A 17,507-nucleotide genomic window follows, 5' to 3' on the forward strand; every position below is an offset into this window, starting at 1 on the left:
AATTAAGTATATGTTGAGCTTAAAAAAACTTGTTTTTTTCTTTAAATGATAAGAAAGTTAAAGTTTTCTGAAGTCTGACGGGTGTCTAGCTCCAGCGCCCTATCGACTTCAAAGCTTCCCTCACCTCATCTACGATAAGTCAACATCGAGTCGCTACGCTCTTCGTGTTTCCTTATCTCACTCGATTCAGTCCAGCTTTTTCCGTCGATAAGCAAGGGCGCTTCCGCTTTTCTTATTAGGAGAAGCTAAAAATAGCACTTATTATTTTTATGCATAAAATATTAAGCACTATGTATATATGGTGTTTAGAGGATGTTTCAAAAAGTTACCCCATGGTTACCCTTTTGAATACACACTTACAATAGAAGAAAAGGTGAAGTGAATGTCATTAAAAAATATAACAGAACAAACGGCAAGAAATTGGTTAAACGAAAGAGGTGTGCTTGTTCAGGATATCGCTGATCTTGTTTACATCTTGCAAGAAAAATATCATCAAAATTTAAAAATGTCCGATTGTATAGAAAATGTGGAGCGCGTACTATCAAAAAGGGAGGTACAGAATGCCATAATAACGGGAATTCAATTAGATAAACTAGCTGAAAAAAAAATGCTCGAAGCCCCGCTGCAATCCATTGTGGAAAGCGATGAAAGCTTGTATGGAGTGGATGAGGTATTAGCATTTTCAATCGTTAATGTATATGGTTCCATCGGCTTTACTAATTATGGATATGTCGATAAATTAAAGCCTGGTATATTAAAAAAACTAAACGATAAATCTTCTGGAAAATGTCATACTTTTTTAGATGATATTGTTGGCGCCATCGCAGCGGCTGCTTCTAGCAGGCTTGCACATCGGGCACGAGGGAAAGAGTAAGCTATTTGCCCCCGTTAGAGTATAGGGGTAATCTACAAATATTATGTGTATGATGATATTTGTAGATTACCCCACTATAAGGAAAAAACGCTTATTTTATTAACTCCCACTCACTTAAGCTATCTACAGTAAAGGTAGGCTTTTGCTCAATTGCTACTAGGTGTTCTTTTGTTGTTACGCCAGTATGTACTAATATAGTATCAATATTAGCCTGAATTCCTGCCAATATGTCCGTGTGGTAGTTGTCGCCAACCATTGCCACTTCTTCTTTTGCCACCCCTAAAATACTAATTGCCTGATCGACAATAATAGATTCTGGTTTCCCAATTACAAGTGGTTCTGTTTGAGTAGAGACAGTGATAACGGAAGACAATGCACCATTTCCTGGCAACAATCCTCTTTCTGTCGGCAAAGCAGTATCTCCATTTGTAATAATATAAGAGGCACCTTGACGCACTGCTAAACAGGCAAGCGTTAATTTTTCATAATTTATTTGTTGATCCATACCGACTACTACATAGTCCACTTTGTCTACTTCATCAGATAAAACAAGTTTTTGATCCTTTAAAGCATTTTTTAATCCATCTTCTCCAATCATAAATACGTTTGCTTGCGCTTTTTCTGAACTAATATATTTGGCGGCAGCCATCGCCGAGGTAAACACATCTTCTTTTTTCGCTGGGATTTGAAAGTCTCTTAGCTTGCGTGCAACTTGCTCCGAGGTTTTTGTGGAATTATTCGTTACATATAAATAAGGAATATTTTCTGCTATTAGCCTTTTTACAAACTCAGCAGCTTCTTGAATGACTTCTGTTCCTCTGTACATGGTGCCATCTAGATCAATTAAATACCCTTTATACTTTTTCATGCTAGTAACTCCTCCTATTTATAAAGCTTGCAGGTTATTACTTAAACTAGTTGGTCTCGCATAAAAATATCCTTGTGCAAGATCTACTTTATTGCGTGAAAGAACAGAAGCCTCCTCAGCACTTTCAATTCCTTCTGCAACTACAATACTGCCTACTTCTTTTGCTATTAATAAAAGCCCCTTTAACATAGACTCTTTTACAGAGTTTTTATCAATATCTTGAATAACAGAACGATCAATCTTAATAATATCCGGCATGATTTCACTAATGGAATTTAAGCTCGCATATCCTGCCCCAGTATCATCTACAGCGATGCGAAACCCTAATGTTCGGAGAATTTTTAAATTGTAAATAAAATATTCTAATCCTTCAAAAGAATCTCTTTCTGTCACTTCTATAATCAATTTATTAGATGCAATATCTTTATATTTTTTCATTAATCCTTTTAAATCTTTTACAAAACACGGATTACCAATAGTCAATGGTGTAAAATTGATAAATATATCTTGCTGCCATTTCGTTCGTTTTATTTGCTCTAACGTCTTTTCTAAAACAATCATTTCTAAGTCATATAAAAATTTCGTTTGCCTGGCAAATGAAAATAAATTCAATGGACTTTCTAATGGAGTTCCTATAGGACCTCTAGTCAGCATCTCACAAGCTCGTACCTCATTTGTTTCTACATCCAAAATGGGCTGAGCTAATAAACGTATATCTTTCTTTTCTACAATATTACTTAATGCATAGACCATTTTGTTGAATTCGGATTCTTTTTGTTTCATTGCCATTATTACCGCTTGTTGGTGAGCTTGATAAATGGATTCTTGGATGGAGATGTATTTTTTCTCCAAAAACATAAAGCCTGTATTAAAGATTAACTGCACATCTGCTCCTTTATCGCTCATATATACTTGCACATTATGTAAAATTGATTTGATGGTGGCTTCAATTTCAGCAACACAGTCCAATGTACGGTCCATACGTACAAACAAAGTAACACTATTTTGATCATAATCATGTATGGAAAGGATATTTTCTGCATGCTGTCTTGTTTTTACGGCATTTAAAAAGGCAATTTTTAAGGTTTTTATATATTGTTGATAGGGACTAGGTTCTAATTGCTGATGAATTTCATGAATATTTTCAATATGATAAACAATAACAGCCACTTCATATCCATTTTTAAAAGCCTTACTTACCCCTTGTTTTATTGGATCTCTTAAAACAAATTTTGGCGGGTAATACTTTAGAGAAGCTGTGGAAAAAAACACTTTTCCCCAATCCGTTAATGTTGTTGTTTTTTTAATATAATAATTCACCATAACTCCATTCCCCTCAGCAAGCCAAAATCACGATAAGGTTGATATTTTTCATGTGTAACTTCATCCTGTTGTCTTCCTTTCAAGCTGTCGACAATCGTTCGCTACGTTCCTTCACTTGCTGAAGCAGCACCATTACCCTTTTATGGAAAATTATCCTCTCGCAATGTTGCCTGCTCCAATAGACAAACGTTTAGATCAGCTTTTTTTGACTTTTTTTACAACAAAATAAGCACAACCAAAATTACAATATTCGTATAAATATTCCGTAAGTGTGCTTATTTTAGTATCAAAGCTCGACTTTTGATTTTGATCTTCAAAAAAACCTCTAAGCCGTAATTGACCATAACCCCAATCTCCTACTATATAGTCATATTTCGTTAAGATGTCGCTGTATCTATTTTTAAAAGCTTCTTCATTAAAACCAGCTTTTCTTTCTTCAACAAGCTCATAACAAAAATTATTGATGCAAACCAAATAAACCACCTCCCAATTGTATAAATATGTATATTTTATGTATTCTTTACTTATGGATGTTTTTGTATAGATTGTTGCTTTTATACGCGCAGCCTGCATACACTCCGCTTTCCGCGGGCGAGCGTCGAGCCTCCTCGTCGCATACGCTCCTGTGGGATCTCGTCTTACTCGCATTCCCACAGGAGTCTACGTGTATGCAAGCTGCTAAGAAACGTTTTTACAAATGTTTTATGTAAAAACAACAAACTTTAAGAAAACAGCCTTACTTATAGAGGATGTTCAAAAGGCTCCAAATTAAAGCTTCTAATTAGTTCACTTTTGAACATGAATTTATGTGAAAACAAACTTCCTTTACGATTCTATTCCTTTTCATTATAACCTGTTAAAGCCTGTTTACATAGATATGATTATGGTAAAACATTGATTTATTCTCCATTTTCAACAGATTGTCTAAAGATTGTAAATTTTTTATTCCCTATTGAAAAAAATTGGAGAAATAGCACCAGCTACTTCTCCATCATTTATGCTTCCTTTGCCTGTTTTTCGCTCATTTGATTTTTTTTCGCTGCATCTACTTGTTCATCTGCATGATAAGAAGATCGTACCAATGGTCCCGCCTCACAGTGGCTGAATCCTTTGCTTAAAGCTATTTCTTTTAACTCTTTAAATTCATCTGGATGATAATACTTTTGAACCTTTAAATGTTTTTTAGTTGGTTGTAAGTATTGTCCAATGGTCATAATATCCACATTATTTTTTCTTAAATCATCCATTGTTGCAATAATTTCTTCTTTTGTTTCCCCTAAACCAATCATTAAACTGGATTTCGTAGGAATAGAAGGATACATTTCTTTTGCTCTTCTTAAAAATTCTAATGATCTGTCGTATTTTGCTCTAGCGCGAACTCTTGGCGTTAATCGTTCTACGGTTTCGATATTATGGTTAAGAATATCTGGTTTCGCATCCATTAACGTCCGTAAATTTTCTTCGATTCCACCCATGTCTGAAGGCAATACTTCGATACTTGTAAATGGACTTTTTCTGCGAATTGCTCGAACTGTCTCTGCAAAAACAGCCGCACCGCCATCTTTTAAATCATCTCTTGCAACTGCTGTAATAACGGCATGCTTTAAGTTCATGCTAAATACTGAATCAGCTACTCGTTCTGGTTCTTGCCAGTCAAGTTCTGTCGGTAATCCTGTTTTTACTGCACAGAATCGGCATGCTCTAGTACATATATCTCCAAGTATCATAAAAGTCGCCGTTCTTCTTACAGCCCAGCATTCATGAATATTAGGACATCTTGCTTCTTCACATACTGTATGAAGCTTTTTTTCCTTCATCATTTTTTTTAAACCTGTATAGTTTTCATTTGTATTCAATTTTATTTTTAACCATTCAGGTTTACGTATGTATTCCTGTTTTTTATCTGACATACAAAATCATCTCCTAGCTCAAATTAAAAATCAACCACTATACTATAACACAATAATAATTTAGAACATGTATAATATACAAAGGATTATAATCTATACTCTTCTTTTGTCACTTTAACATAATGAACTGTTTGCTACAAGTTGAAGACTTTTCTAAAAACAAGAATTTATAACTGTCTAGCTTCAGGACTGTTCAAGTAGCTTGCGCTTTTCTTTGTCTAGCTCCAGCGACTAGCCCTTATGAAAAATAACCAATTGCCTCTAAAAGTAAGGGTGTTTTCTCAAATTTGTTATTTTTTATGTAAAAAATGGGAGAAGAAGTCCTCAGCAGACTGAATACACGTAGACTCCTGTGGGAATGCGAGAAAGACGAGACCCCACAGGAGCGTACGCGACGAGGAGGCTCGACGCTCGCCCACGGAAAGCGAAGTGTATTCAGTCTGCGCGTTTAAAAGCAACACTCTATACGAAAACAACCAAAAGTAAAGAGCATTTTTTGAAGCAAATGAACATTTTTCTCAGGACTGATCAAGTTGCTTCCGCTTTTCTTATTGTCTAGCTCCAGCGCCTAGCCCCTGTGAAAAATAACCTCTTGTCTCTAAAAGTAAAATACACTTTTTGAGACAAGGGAACATTTTTCTTCGGGGCTGTTCAAGTCGCTTCCGCTTTTCTTATTTACCATTTATTGATACTAATGAATCATCCTTTTTTTCACAAAATAAGCATACCAAGGCTTTAGAAGGGATGGTTTCATTTGCGTAGAATTATTGTATTTGCATTGTTATTTGTATTAACTGCAACAAATATACGTGCGTTTGCAGCAGAAAATACCGAAGAAAATATCTATAAAAAGAGAATGGAATTATATAAAAAAATAGAGGGAGTTTCTCAACTTCCATGGTACTATATTGCAGCTGTTGATCAATATGAAAGAAATATTCGTTTTGCGAGAAGAGACCTTCCAAAAGCAGAAGGATTAACGGGAATTTATTTTTCTAAAGAAAAATGGGCAGGACTTATTAATCCTAATGTGGAGGATACTAATCCGATTACAATTGAGCTTTTTGGTGGGTATGGGTTAGATGGCGATGGGGATGGCAAAGCAGAGTACAAAAATGATGAAGATGTACTTTACGCATTTACTCATTATATTCTTCAATATGGAGTAGACGAGGAAAATTTTAAAATCGGTCTCTGGGATTACTATAAACGAGATAAAACGGTAAGTATTATTATGGGAAAAGCAGCTATTTATAAACATTTTGGCAGATTGAGCCTTGATGCTCATGCCTTCCCACTTCCTTTAAGAAGTGACTATAGTTATCGCAGTACATGGGGAGATGCTAGAGGATGGGGTGGAAGACGAATACATGAAGGAACCGATATCTTTGCCGGCTACAGTGTTCCAGTAAGAGCAACTTCTTATGGAATTATAGAAATGAAAGGCTGGAATAGATATGGGGGATGGCGTATTGGGATCCGTGATATCAATAATAATTACCACTACTTTGCCCATTTAAGCGGCTTTTCAAAAGATTTAAAAGTCGGCAAAATTGTCGAGCCTGGCATGTTAATTGGTGGTGTAGGAAGTTCAGGATATGGCCCCCCTGGAACATCTGGAAAATTCCCTCCCCATTTGCATTACGGAATGTATAAAGATAATGGATACACGGAATGGTCTTTTGATCCTTATGCTCATTTAAAGCTTTGGGAACGGCAAGAAAGGCTAAAATCACGGAAATAAAGGAAAAAAGCGGTATAGGTTTTTGAAGGACAAAATCAAGGGGAAATATCTAAGGTTTGTCCTTGATTCAGCTTATGAAGGACAAAACCTAGGGAAAAGTTCCAAGATTTGTCCTTGATTCGGCTTATGAAGGACAAAACCTAAGGAAAAGTTCCAAGATTTGTCCTTGATTCAGCTTATGAAGGACAAAACCTAAGGAAAAGTTCCAAGATTTGTCCTTGATTCAGCTTATGAAGGACAAAACCTAAGGAAAAGTTCCAAGATTTGTCCTTGATTCAGCTTATGAAGGACAAAACCTAAGAAAAGTTCCAAGATTTGTCCTTGATTCAGCTTATGAAGGACAAAACCTAAGAAAAGTTCCAAGATTTGTCCTTGATACGTTTTTATTCCTTATTTTTCCCCTTTATCTTTCGGCAACTCCACAGATGGAACGGATCCATTTTGACTTCCATTATAAAATTGGGGTACATCTCCTTCAAATCCAGCCATTGCAATTAAAATATCTTGTTTTACTGTTGTTACTTCGGTAGCAAAAGGAATGATAATTTGAATATCTACTGTTAATTCTACATAAGCCTTTACCACCACATAATTAATCCCTACATTTTCCATTTTTGTTTTTAAATCCGATTTCACACTTCCAACAATATTAAATTTAACAGGAACCTCAGGACCAATATTGCCTAATAAGGCATTATTAGTCGCCTGACCAACTGGTATACTGTAGACGATTCCTTCTTGTTTCGCTGTTTTTTCTTTATCTAACTGTACATCTGTAAGCAGCGCAGCTTCAGAAATATTCCCTTTTTCCATTTCCATAATATTTTGCTGTACAATATTAACAATTTTTTGTTGTTTTTTCACCATTTGATCGGTATTAAAAACAAAATTATTTCCCTTTATGCTTAAGTTGTCACTTTCTTCTATTTTTTCATCTTTTAATGCATCGTTAATCACTAATGATGCTAGCTTCTTTGTTTGTGATTCTGCATATTGAATCAATGTTGGCTTTAAACCTTTATTAATCAACCAGATACTAAAAAAAGTAGAGAAAATAAAAAATACAGCAGTGATCAGAACTACTTGTTGAAATGACAATGAACCTTTTCGAGGTATCATTCGACGAAAATAAAATTTCCGCAAACTCTTCCCCTCCCTTTAATGCATATATATGCGTAATAAAGGACAGGTAGAAGCTTTTATTTATCCCGAAAAAGTCCGAGCTTATGTCGCCATTTCCTACTGAAGAACCTCCCAACTATGAAGGAAGGCACACTTTATGTACTAGTTAGATAGTCGATTCACAACCTGTTATTATCACGGATAAACTTTCTTTTAAATCTATTTCATACGGTGTAACTTCTTCGCCATTTTTCTCCAGCACACGAACAACTGGCCTTTCATTTAAGCCTTTATTTTGTCTGCATACTACACCCTTTTCCCCGCTGCTTAAAGAAACACCGAGTCCATTTGGATATAATATAATTGCTCTTCGAAACGCTTCGACAATTTTCGTATCATACAGCCTATTTATCCCACTATATAATATTTCCAGTGCCTCATGAGGCAGCATTGCCTGTCTATACACACGATTCGAAGTAATCGCGTCAAAAACATCTGCAACAGCTAATATCTTTCCAAACAAATGAATTTCATCACCTTTTATGCCACGGGGATAACCAGTGCCGTTAACCCTTTCATGATGCTGAAAAGCACAATGCGCAGCTAAAAGAGGCATATTTGGGACATCTTTTAACATTAGATAACCGGTTTCTGCATGGCTTTTTATTGTTTCAAATTCTTGTTCTGTTAATTTCCCAGGTTTTAAAAGGATATCTAATGGAATATTAATTTTCCCTACATCATGCAAAATTGCCCCTAGGCCTAGCACTTCTAATTGTTTCGATGATAATTTCAACTCTATTCCTACTGCTAATGCATAAACAGTAACATTTAAACTATGAGAAAAAATATAATCATCATATAAAAACACATCTGACATCATCGAAAACAATTCTTGATGATCACGAAGTTCTTCAAGTACTCTTGATATAAGTTCTTTAAAGTTTGGTGTAGCTTTTTCCATCATAATAAATCTTGATTTACTGGCTTTATTTTTTATGTCTGTAAAGTTTTTTTCAATTGTTTGCATGGCTTCTTTTTTTAAATCATCCGATATACAAGGTACGGGATAAATATCATCGGTTCTGGGATCTTCAATATATAAATAAGAAATTCCTAATTCCATTAATCGTTTAATCATTTTATTATCAAGCTTTATGCCACTGTTAATTAAAATTTTGCCTCTTTCATTATAAATTGGCTTTGCTAATATTACTCCGTCAACAATATTTTTCGTTCCGACTAATCTCATCAAATAACTCCCATTTCCATTTAAATATAGGTATATTATATCTTAAATGAATACTCCCCCGCCAAGCAAGCTTTGAGGAAGGGGTTTCTAATGTATTGAACCCAAGAAGGGAGCGATTAACACTAGTGGAGCTGACACATTGGCGAACTATTTACGCCCAGCCCCTCTATCCCATTGGTCACGCCTTTGGGACTTCTTTTTTTATGAAACGATTAATGTTCGTGGATTCATAAAGCATACCGTATCCACTTTAAATTCTTTTTCACCAAGCAATCCTAAGCTTGCTTTTTTCATAATATTCGCTGCACCGTTTACATCCGCATTCAGAAGAATTTTTTTCTTGGTTCTATACAATCCACGCTTTATTCGCTTACCGGAAAAGGAGTATTTCTTTCCTTTTTCGTAAGTCGGAATTTCATCTCCGTCTAGAAAACTAGCTTTTGATGTATAGGATTCTTCCGTAACTATCACTTTTATTCCATATTCCGCAGCCTTATATGTAATCATATTAATTAGCATACTGTGAGGAATATGAACAAACGATTGATTGTTACTTTTACCGATGTTTATCTCTTGTTTCCAGTCTTTATTTTGTCCAATAAAGATAGTGGAAACATTTTCTTCTACAGCAGCTTTCACAATATGATAACTTGCTTTATGAAAGACATCCTTTAATTTAAGATTTCTTTTCTGATGTAGTTTTTCCAATCTTTTGGATGTAAAAGGACCTTCATTTGTTTTCTTACCTTGTCTCAAGATACCAAGGTAATTAGATTTCATTTTGTTGTAGTATTGATTGATGGATTTCACCTGTTTGCCCTTAACTAAAAGAGGTCTTTGACCTGTATTCGTCACGATGGTTGCAAGATTGTAAATTCCAATATCAATCGACATATATTTACCGTTTGGTTTTAATTCATCTATCGAATGAGGTACATCAACAACCAATTCCACGACATATTGACCGTATTTCGGAATGACTCGAACTTGTTTTAATTTTCCTTTGGAATAACCCAACTTGCCAATATTTAATTTTTCTTTGGTCTTTGGAAATTTTAAAAACTTATTTTGTTTAATGACACAATCTTGATTGGTAAATAAGACTTCTTTTTCCGAACACCGGCTGTATCGAGGGATTCTCGGTCTTCCTTTGAATTTTGATGGATTCTTCTTATACTCTTTCAAACTAGCAAAAAAAGACTTCCAATTCTGAAAGACATTTTTCATAATCCCTTGGCTTGATTGGACAGGAAGAGAACGATAGTCTGGTTGAGAAACAATTTTAAAAAAAGAATCCAGAAAATGATAATCCACATACGGATTTTCTTTCGTGAACTCTTCAAATAGATTACATTTTATTTTCTTTCGCTTTTCTTTTGGCTTTGTTTCTTCTTTAGCAGCCTTCTTTTCGAAAGCTTCCTTTTGAACATCATTCATTTTACCGATATTCTTTTCAATTAACTTTAACACTTCTTTTTGAAGCGGTTGCAATTCTTTATTTTGAGTTAAACTTGTATACACTTGTCGATAATAAAAGTTAGTCGTGTTGTACATATTTTTTGCATTCATACAAGAACTTTTAAAATAAGAATACATACGATGTCCTTTTTTAATCCAAATTTGATGTGTTTTGTATTGTTTTTCTTTTTCCTCCTTCATATTTTCCACCTCCTCGAACTTATGTTTGTAAGTATATTTTAACATTTGTTTTGAAGAAGGGGTACTCTTGGCAAATATGATAGACGCTGTTTTCGTATAGAATATTGCTTTTACACCGCAGCCTGAATACACTTCGTCCGTTTAGCGAGCGTCGAGCCTCCTCATCGCATACGCTCCTGTGGGGTCTACCTCAATGTCATCAAGCTAATCTTCAAAAAAAAGGAAAATAAGTAACTGAATAGGAAGTAAGGGTTTCCGTTCTGTTCTCCGAGGCTTACCGCTCGCTTTCCACGGGGCGAGCGCCGAGCCTCCTCGTCGCTTTGCTCCTGTGGGGTCTCGTCTTTCTCGCTAATCCCGTAGGAGTCGAGCGGACGCCTCTCCAAACAAATTAGGTATTTCTTTTACATAAAGGGTATCTAATTCCATGATATTTCACAGTTTGAAATTTATGGAATCTTAAGTTGATGACATTGGGGTCTACCTGTATTCCGTCTACTGAGCACTTCTTCCATTTTTCATGTAAAAAACAACAAACTTTGAGAAAACAGTCTTTAAAAATGAACACCAATAATCTTTTAGGTTAGCCATTAAAAAACCTATTAAAACACAAAAAACCAGATTAGGAAATATATTATCCACCATCTGGTTTTCATCTTTATGCAATCTATCATTGCTCTTAAACGGTATTACTATTGCAGGGCAGCTTGCAATTAAACCATTTTTAATAACGCATCTTTTCCGAGCACCCCTTTATAAATACCATATTTTTCTGCTTCAAATGTTACAGATTCTAATGGTGCTTCTAACAATTGTTCAATCGTTTTTACTCCTACTGCTCTACCAGCAAGTATTTTTCGATCACTTAATTTATCATTTAATAAAGCAACATCTAATGCTCCACACATGATATAGCCTTTCTCATTTTTTACTACAAGCAAAGTAGTTTTTGGCAATTGTACACTTATAGCAATAAATAGTTGATCTTTAATAGTGATTGGATATACGTCTACCATTACACGCCACTCCTTTTTTCCTATTAATATATTCAAAAGGAAGACGAACCGTGTATTTGATCGGCTTAGTGGTGTGAAAGTTTTTCCGCAAGGATATTTCTCATAAATTCAGGAAGGAAGTATTTTTTTTCTTTTGCACGATAAATCGCAGGAAAAAAATTTCCGAATGTAAACATATCTGGTATTGCCACCGTATATTTTTCATCTGCATGCAATTCTTTCTTTTCTAAAAAATAGGTATTTCGTTCACCACTTGTTTCTAATTTTATTCCATGGGAAATCATTTTTCCCATTAGTTTTCCGCGAAATCCTAGACCTTTCAAATGGAAGTGTTCCCACTTATTATCCTGTAAATCCAATAAAATTTCTTTTAACTCTGCACCAGTTAAGGTCACTTTACATGGATTAATTGGATGCGGACAGATCGAAAGCAAATCGAAATACGATACTGGACCTGCTTGTAAATCATTTAATATTAATCCTTCATTTAAAATAGCACAATCTGCCTTACACCAGTATTGAATTTCTTTGCATAAAAATTTTGCAATTTCTTCTTTCGACCATTTTTTCGCCAACGTAACTACTTCTGTAGAAAGCTCCTGTTTTCCTTGCTCATATAGATTTTCTATATAGACTTCTCCATCTTTTGGTGCTGCCAATTTACTTGTTTCATATAAAGTTGCTTGTTTATCCATGATTATTTTATTTATTGGATCTACAGTTAATACAATATGCCCAACAAAGTATCCAAATTTCCCTGCAGCGCCTAAAAGTGTGTTATTAATTAGCTTTCCTTGATGTAGAATGTGATGTGTATGAGCACCTAGTATAAGATCAATCTCTGGAAAGCGTGCAGCCATTTCTTCATCCTCATTAATCCCTAAATGAGATAAAACGACAATGATATCTACATTGTCTTTTAATTCTGAAAGCTGTTTTTCTAATTCATGAAAGGGATCCGTTAATTTCCAGCCTAATAATTCATATAAATGATCAAAATACGCAGTAATACCTATTACTCCAATTTTAATGCCTGCAGTTGTTGTATAGATTTTATAAGGAGTCGTCCATTCCGGCCGGTCTCCATCTGCCTTATACAAATTAGCAAGAATGACATCAAATGAAGCAGTTTTATATAGAGAATCAAGTGCTTCATAAGATAATGTAATGCCTTCATTATTTCCGATTGTAACAGCAGTATAGTTTTCCCTCTCTAATAATTCTGTATTTATTTTTCCTTTGGTTGCTTCTGTATAAGGATGACATAAATCCATATGATCTCCAATATCAAAAACATAAACTGGATCTCCAGCATCCTCATGCCATTTCTTTCTTTCTCTTAATAGCTTGAAAATTTTCGGCCAATTTTCAAAATGACTATGTAAATCATTTGTGTGATATATATGGATGACTTCCATTCTTTCGCCTTCCTTTTCCGATAATGAATAAAATGATATCGTATATCTCTGCTGTATAGGAATTTAGGTTAGTATCTAAAATAAATCTAATTGCCTTGGAGCTAAATTAGTATACTCTATTTTTAAAAGGTCAATAAGCTGCTTTGCATTATCTGCAGCATCTCCGCCGGAATTATTATTAAAAAGTACAAAAATATTACTACAAACAGTATGTAAATAGTTTATATGCTCAACCCATTCTGCTAATTCTTGTTGATTGTATCTATATAGATAACGTACTTCTCTCCACTTCGGATTATTTTTTTGCTGCCAGCCATGAAGATTCCTTCCATGAAAACGAATTAATACATTATCCTTATTAGAAGTCTCAAGAACGGTTGGGATCGATCCTTTGCTTACTTGTGGTTCATCGCAAATACTATGTATCCATTTTTCCTCTTGTATAAATGTTAATGTTTTATCACGAAACTTTGGTTCAAACCAAGATTGATGACGAAATTCCAAAGCACACGGAATATCTCCCATTATCTCCTTGCACATACGTAAATAGTGGACATTTGTTTTCGTACAATCAAACCAAGGTGGAAATTGAAATAATACCATCCCTAATTTATTTACTTTTCTAAACGGATCTAACGATAGCTTAAAGGATGTAAACATTTCTTCTCTTGATGAGAATGGCAGTTCCCCTCTTTGATGACCAGTCAATCCTTGATAGGCTTTTACAATAAATTGAAAAGCTTCCGGCGTTTCTGCCACCCATTTTTCCGCATTTTTTATTGGTTGAATAGCATAAAATGAAGCATCTAATTCAACAATAGGAAAATAACTTGCATAGGTCTGCAGTTTATTCCGAGAAGTTGTATCTGTTCCATAAAGGCTATCATGGTCTCCCCATCCAGTTAACCCAATTTTAATCATATTATCACCTTTACTATAAAAGCAATTTTCTACTAATTAGTAGAATAGAATGTAAAGATTATTTCATATCTATTCTTATCATTTTATTTCAATCAATGTTTTTTTAACCTATTTATTTTCAATAATCTCGTATTAATAAACGGTGTCCTACTGCTTTAAGTTTCAAGTTATTTTATTAAACGTTCATGCATAATAAACGTATATGTCTATTTATTATCATAACATATTCAATATAAATAACTACTAAGGCCACCGATAAAGTTGGCTTCAACTTTTTGTCCCAATGGAAAGATTGTAAGACACCGCTCTGGTAACCACTGAAGCGGTGCTAATGATTAAATGATTAAATCTGGACGTATTCAGCAATTACAAGATTTCGATATACCCTTCTGTTCCATGCACGTGAATTCGTTGCCCATCTTTTATCAGTTTGGTAGCATTTTCTACTCCGACAACTGCTGGTAATCCATATTCGCGTGCGATAACTGCTCCATGAGTCATCAGTCCACCAACTTCGGTGACTAGGCCTTTTATGGATACAAAAAGTGGTGTCCAGCTAGGGTCAGTAAAGGATGTGACCAATATATCTCCATCTTCTAGATTAGCATCTTCCATGTTTAAGATGATACGAGCGCGCCCCTCTATAACTCCGGAAGAAACAGGTAGACCTACAATAGCTTTAGCTGGGAGATTTTCTCGTTTGTACTTACCTGCAATGATTTCACCATCAGACGTGATAACACGCGGTGGAGTTAGTTTTTCATAAAATCTGTACTCGTCTTTTCGCTTGCTGATCTGGCAATCAAGTTTTTTTGTGCGTACGACTTCGCGAAGTTCATTAAAAGTGAGATAGTATATATCTTCTTTTTCACGAATAACGCCCGCTTGTACGAGTTGTTCGGCTTCTTTCAGTAAAGCCTTCTTATAAACAAAATAGCGATTAATCATGCCGTATTTTGGATATTCCCTAAACCCGCTAAAATTCCGGATTTGGTCAATCATTCGTTTTGTTTCTTTGGCCTTTTGTTCACCATCCGGTAATTGCTTCAATCGGTCTAATAACTCTTGTTCCTTTTCCATAGCTTCTTGTCGCCCTTGTTCGAATTTGCGCTTGCCGGCATTGGTTTCAAAGTTTTTGATGTTACCAAGAATAATGGGGACAAGTGTAATTGGTTTTTCACTCCAACGAGTTTTCGTAATATCGATTTCTCCAGCACATCGCATTCCGTATTTGTTGAGAAAAGCATTGAAAGCGTCTCTGGTTTCTTGTTCACCATCAAAATTAACCATTTCATCCATAAAGTTATCATCTTTTACATGCTGTAAATAATCAATTACTTCTGGATATGGACGAATCACATCTGCGACATCCAATAGTGCTAATCCCATTTCCGAAGTAATATTGTTTGGTACAGATTGAGTAAGCGTGTCTGCTGCGTTTTTTTCACCTAACCACTCGTTCATTTTTTCATTGACCCATGTTGAAGCATTTATAGCAGCCATAAATACAGCTGAACTTTGTGGGTCAAATAAAATCTTCTTTAATTCCTGAATATCTTCTAGAATAAAATCTAATAAATCCGATCCTGATTTCATTTGGATGTTTTGTTTTAACTCTTCTATGGATGTTTGACTACTCTTAATCAAATCAGAAACGATTAATGAATTGTTTTCGATTTGTGCCAGCATATCTATATTGCCTCTGTTGGGACTCGGCGCTTTAGAATCATTTGGTAACGATTTTATAAAATCTCCACGCTCAATGATGTTCATAAGTGCGTCTTTCATGAGCGGATCGTGTTGTCCCATAGCATTTAATAAAATGTTTCTACTGACAGGTGAAGCCAGTTGAAGTGTGACATCAACAAACAACCTTCCACCAGCTTTACGCATGGGCGCAGAAGTCGTTAACAGGAAAAAAGACAATCCCAATGGTTTCATGGGGTCAGTCATCATTTGTTGATGACCGACAGATACATAGACATGGTTTTCTTGATCATTCACTTCAGGGATGGGGAAAAGAGTCGTGATTGGACGGCTTTGGACAATATAAAAGGTGTCATCAACCAAACACCATTCGATATCTTGAGGACAGCCAAAATAAGCTTCGATCTGTCTTCCGATACGTGCCAGTTGTAAAATTTGTGGGTCAGTAAGTGTTTGCGTCTTTTGCTGATCAGGAGCGATCTCGTGTGTCTCTGTCCCGCCTTCTTTTCGTCCATAAATAGCCAATTTTTTAGCTGCTATCATCTTATCGACAATTTTATTCTCTTTAACCTTATAGCAATCGGCAGATACCAAGCCAGAGACCAGTGCTTCTCCAAGTCCAAAACTAGCATCGATTGATAGCAGTTTGCGATTAAAAGTAATCGGATCAGCAGTAAATAAAATCCCTGAAGCCTGTGGGAAAACCATCCTTTGAATGATAACGGATAAATAAACTTGACTGTGGTCAAATCCATTTTGCATACGGTAGATTACCGCGCGATCCGTAAATAGGGAAGCCCAGCATTTGCTGATATGCTGCAAGATTGCTTCTTTGCCGATGATATTTAAATAAGTGTCTTGTTGACCAGCAAAAGAGGCATGTGGTAAATCTTCAGCAGTCGCACTAGAACGCACTGCATAAGCATGTTCCTCGCCAAACTGGGAGAGATAGTGAGTAACTGCTTTCACAACATCGGAAGGAATTTCTACTTCCATAATGATTTGTCGAATCTTCCTGCTGATTTCACCAATTTGATCTCGATCTTCTACTTTTAGCATGGTTAGTCGACCCAACAAAGCATGATACGTTTCGTTTTGTTCGATGGCTTTTTGATATCCCACTGTTATAACACAAAATCCTTCTGGTACTTGTATTCCTTGAATTTTTGATAATTCCCCTAAATTTAACCCTTTTCCGCCAACGAGCAAATGCTGTGTTTTTTCTATCTCCTGAAAACCGAGAACCAAAGAACTCATTCTACATCTCTCCTAATCATTAATGTTCTATTGATTTTAGCAGTAGTAAATGAGAATAAAAAGTCTATATTAACCATTTTTTAAATGCTATAATTAAATTAGGAAGAGTTCAAAAAAAATAGCTAGACCTTACCATAAAGTAAGCTGATGCCGCTTTGTTTTTCTTCTTCAATCCTAATCAAAACTACCTAAGTGGGTAGATTTTTTTAGAACGTCACGCCTGAGTAATCATCTTATCCCCAAATCAGTAATCTTTTTATTGTAAATTAGGTTCATTTTCTCACCTCGTAATGTCCAATTATTTCATTCAATCACTTTCAGCGCTCCTATGCTTTAGCACCTATTGTTTGCTGCTTGAATCAGGTGCAAGCCCTTAAATATGTATCAGATCGCTTGGGTCATAAAACCATCAAAACAACAGCGGATACTTACCTTGATA

13 protein-coding genes are annotated in these 17,507 nt (G+C 35.3%); 2 read left to right on the forward strand and 11 right to left on the reverse strand.

All coding sequences use genetic code 11. The annotated features are described in order from the left end of the window. The first annotated feature begins 382 nt into the window (after positions 1–382). The gene (locus tag ACTYA4_RS03570) at positions 383–874 is read left to right on the forward strand and encodes a phosphatidylglycerophosphatase A family protein (RefSeq protein WP_443480229.1); all 492 of its coding nucleotides are present in this window, start codon (positions 383–385) and stop codon (positions 872–874) included. A 91-nt stretch (positions 875–965) separates the two neighbouring features. Here the strand turns inward: ACTYA4_RS03570 and nucF are convergent, their stop codons facing one another. The 4 genes from nucF to lipA form a co-directional block, all read right to left on the reverse strand. Beyond that, a complete protein-coding gene (gene nucF, locus ACTYA4_RS03575; protein WP_443480230.1) occupies positions 966–1,742 on the reverse strand; it encodes a 5' nucleotidase NucF in 777 nt (258 codons plus the stop codon). 18 nt (positions 1,743–1,760) lie between these two features. Then, entirely contained in the window at positions 1,761–3,065 is a 1,305-nt protein-coding gene (locus ACTYA4_RS03580; RefSeq protein WP_443480231.1) for an EAL domain-containing protein, read from the reverse strand. 195 nt (positions 3,066–3,260) lie between these two features. Next, complete coding sequence (locus tag ACTYA4_RS03585) at positions 3,261–3,539, reverse strand: YutD family protein (RefSeq protein ID WP_443480432.1); 279 nt, start codon at positions 3,537–3,539, stop codon at positions 3,261–3,263. 521 nt (positions 3,540–4,060) lie between these two features. Then, a complete protein-coding gene (lipA, locus tag ACTYA4_RS03590; protein WP_443480232.1) occupies positions 4,061–4,975 on the reverse strand; it encodes a lipoyl synthase in 915 nt (304 codons plus the stop codon). Positions 4,976–5,780: 805 nt separating this feature from the next. Between lipA and ACTYA4_RS03595 the strand changes: the two genes are divergently transcribed. Continuing rightward, complete coding sequence (locus ACTYA4_RS03595) at positions 5,781–6,719, forward strand: M23 family metallopeptidase (RefSeq protein ID WP_443480433.1); 939 nt, start codon at positions 5,781–5,783, stop codon at positions 6,717–6,719. Positions 6,720–7,109: 390 nt separating this feature from the next. Here ACTYA4_RS03595 and yunB read toward each other — a convergent pair whose 3' ends face one another. The 7 genes from yunB to ppsA form a co-directional block, all read right to left on the reverse strand. Beyond that, entirely contained in the window at positions 7,110–7,862 is a 753-nt protein-coding gene (gene yunB, locus ACTYA4_RS03600; protein ID WP_443480233.1) for a sporulation protein YunB, read from the reverse strand. Between the two features lie 145 nt (positions 7,863–8,007). Beyond that, positions 8,008–9,093 carry an HD-GYP domain-containing protein gene (locus tag ACTYA4_RS03605; RefSeq protein ID WP_443480234.1) on the reverse strand — a complete coding sequence of 362 codons (1,086 nt, stop codon included), beginning with the start codon at positions 9,091–9,093 and terminating at the stop codon, positions 8,008–8,010. A gap of 201 nt (positions 9,094–9,294) precedes the next feature. Continuing rightward, a complete protein-coding gene (locus ACTYA4_RS03610) occupies positions 9,295–10,752 on the reverse strand; it encodes an RNA-guided endonuclease InsQ/TnpB family protein (protein WP_443480235.1) in 1,458 nt (485 codons plus the stop codon). Positions 10,753–11,462: 710 nt separating this feature from the next. Then, on the reverse strand, positions 11,463–11,765 hold the full coding sequence (locus ACTYA4_RS03615) for a YunC family protein (RefSeq protein WP_443480236.1): 303 nt from the start codon (positions 11,763–11,765) through the stop codon (positions 11,463–11,465). 65 nt (positions 11,766–11,830) lie between these two features. Continuing rightward, a complete protein-coding gene (locus ACTYA4_RS03620; RefSeq protein ID WP_443480237.1) occupies positions 11,831–13,183 on the reverse strand; it encodes a bifunctional metallophosphatase/5'-nucleotidase in 1,353 nt (450 codons plus the stop codon). A gap of 75 nt (positions 13,184–13,258) precedes the next feature. Further along, positions 13,259–14,104, reverse strand: a complete 846-nt coding sequence (locus tag ACTYA4_RS03625) for a DUF72 domain-containing protein (RefSeq protein WP_443480238.1) — start codon at positions 14,102–14,104, stop codon at positions 13,259–13,261. 366 nt (positions 14,105–14,470) lie between these two features. Beyond that, complete coding sequence (gene ppsA / locus ACTYA4_RS03630; RefSeq protein ID WP_443480239.1) at positions 14,471–17,068, reverse strand: phosphoenolpyruvate synthase; 2,598 nt, start codon at positions 17,066–17,068, stop codon at positions 14,471–14,473. Positions 17,069–17,507 lie beyond the last annotated feature (439 nt).

This window comes from Niallia yueguangensis (assembly GCF_052663115.1).

What these genes read in the sequence shown, in the direction of transcription:
- ACTYA4_RS03580 (WP_443480231.1), bottom strand. Translation starts at nt 3,065, where the DNA reads ATGGTGAATTATTATATTAAAAAAACAACAACATTAACGGATTGGGGA.
- ACTYA4_RS03610 (WP_443480235.1), bottom strand. Translation starts at nt 10,752, where the DNA reads ATGAAGGAGGAAAAAGAAAAACAATACAAAACACATCAAATTTGGATT.
- ACTYA4_RS03570 (WP_443480229.1), top strand. Translation starts at nt 383, where the DNA reads ATGTCATTAAAAAATATAACAGAACAAACGGCAAGAAATTGGTTAAAC.
- ACTYA4_RS03625 (WP_443480238.1), bottom strand. Translation starts at nt 14,104, where the DNA reads ATGATTAAAATTGGGTTAACTGGATGGGGAGACCATGATAGCCTTTAT.
- ACTYA4_RS03620 (WP_443480237.1), bottom strand. Translation starts at nt 13,183, where the DNA reads ATGGAAGTCATCCATATATATCACACAAATGATTTACATAGTCATTTT.
- ppsA (WP_443480239.1), bottom strand. Translation starts at nt 17,068, where the DNA reads ATGAGTTCTTTGGTTCTCGGTTTTCAGGAGATAGAAAAAACACAGCAT.
- lipA (WP_443480232.1), bottom strand. Translation starts at nt 4,975, where the DNA reads ATGTCAGATAAAAAACAGGAATACATACGTAAACCTGAATGGTTAAAA.
- nucF (WP_443480230.1), bottom strand. Translation starts at nt 1,742, where the DNA reads ATGAAAAAGTATAAAGGGTATTTAATTGATCTAGATGGCACCATGTAC.
- ACTYA4_RS03615 (WP_443480236.1), bottom strand. Translation starts at nt 11,765, where the DNA reads ATGGTAGACGTATATCCAATCACTATTAAAGATCAACTATTTATTGCT.
- ACTYA4_RS03605 (WP_443480234.1), bottom strand. Translation starts at nt 9,093, where the DNA reads ATGAGATTAGTCGGAACGAAAAATATTGTTGACGGAGTAATATTAGCA.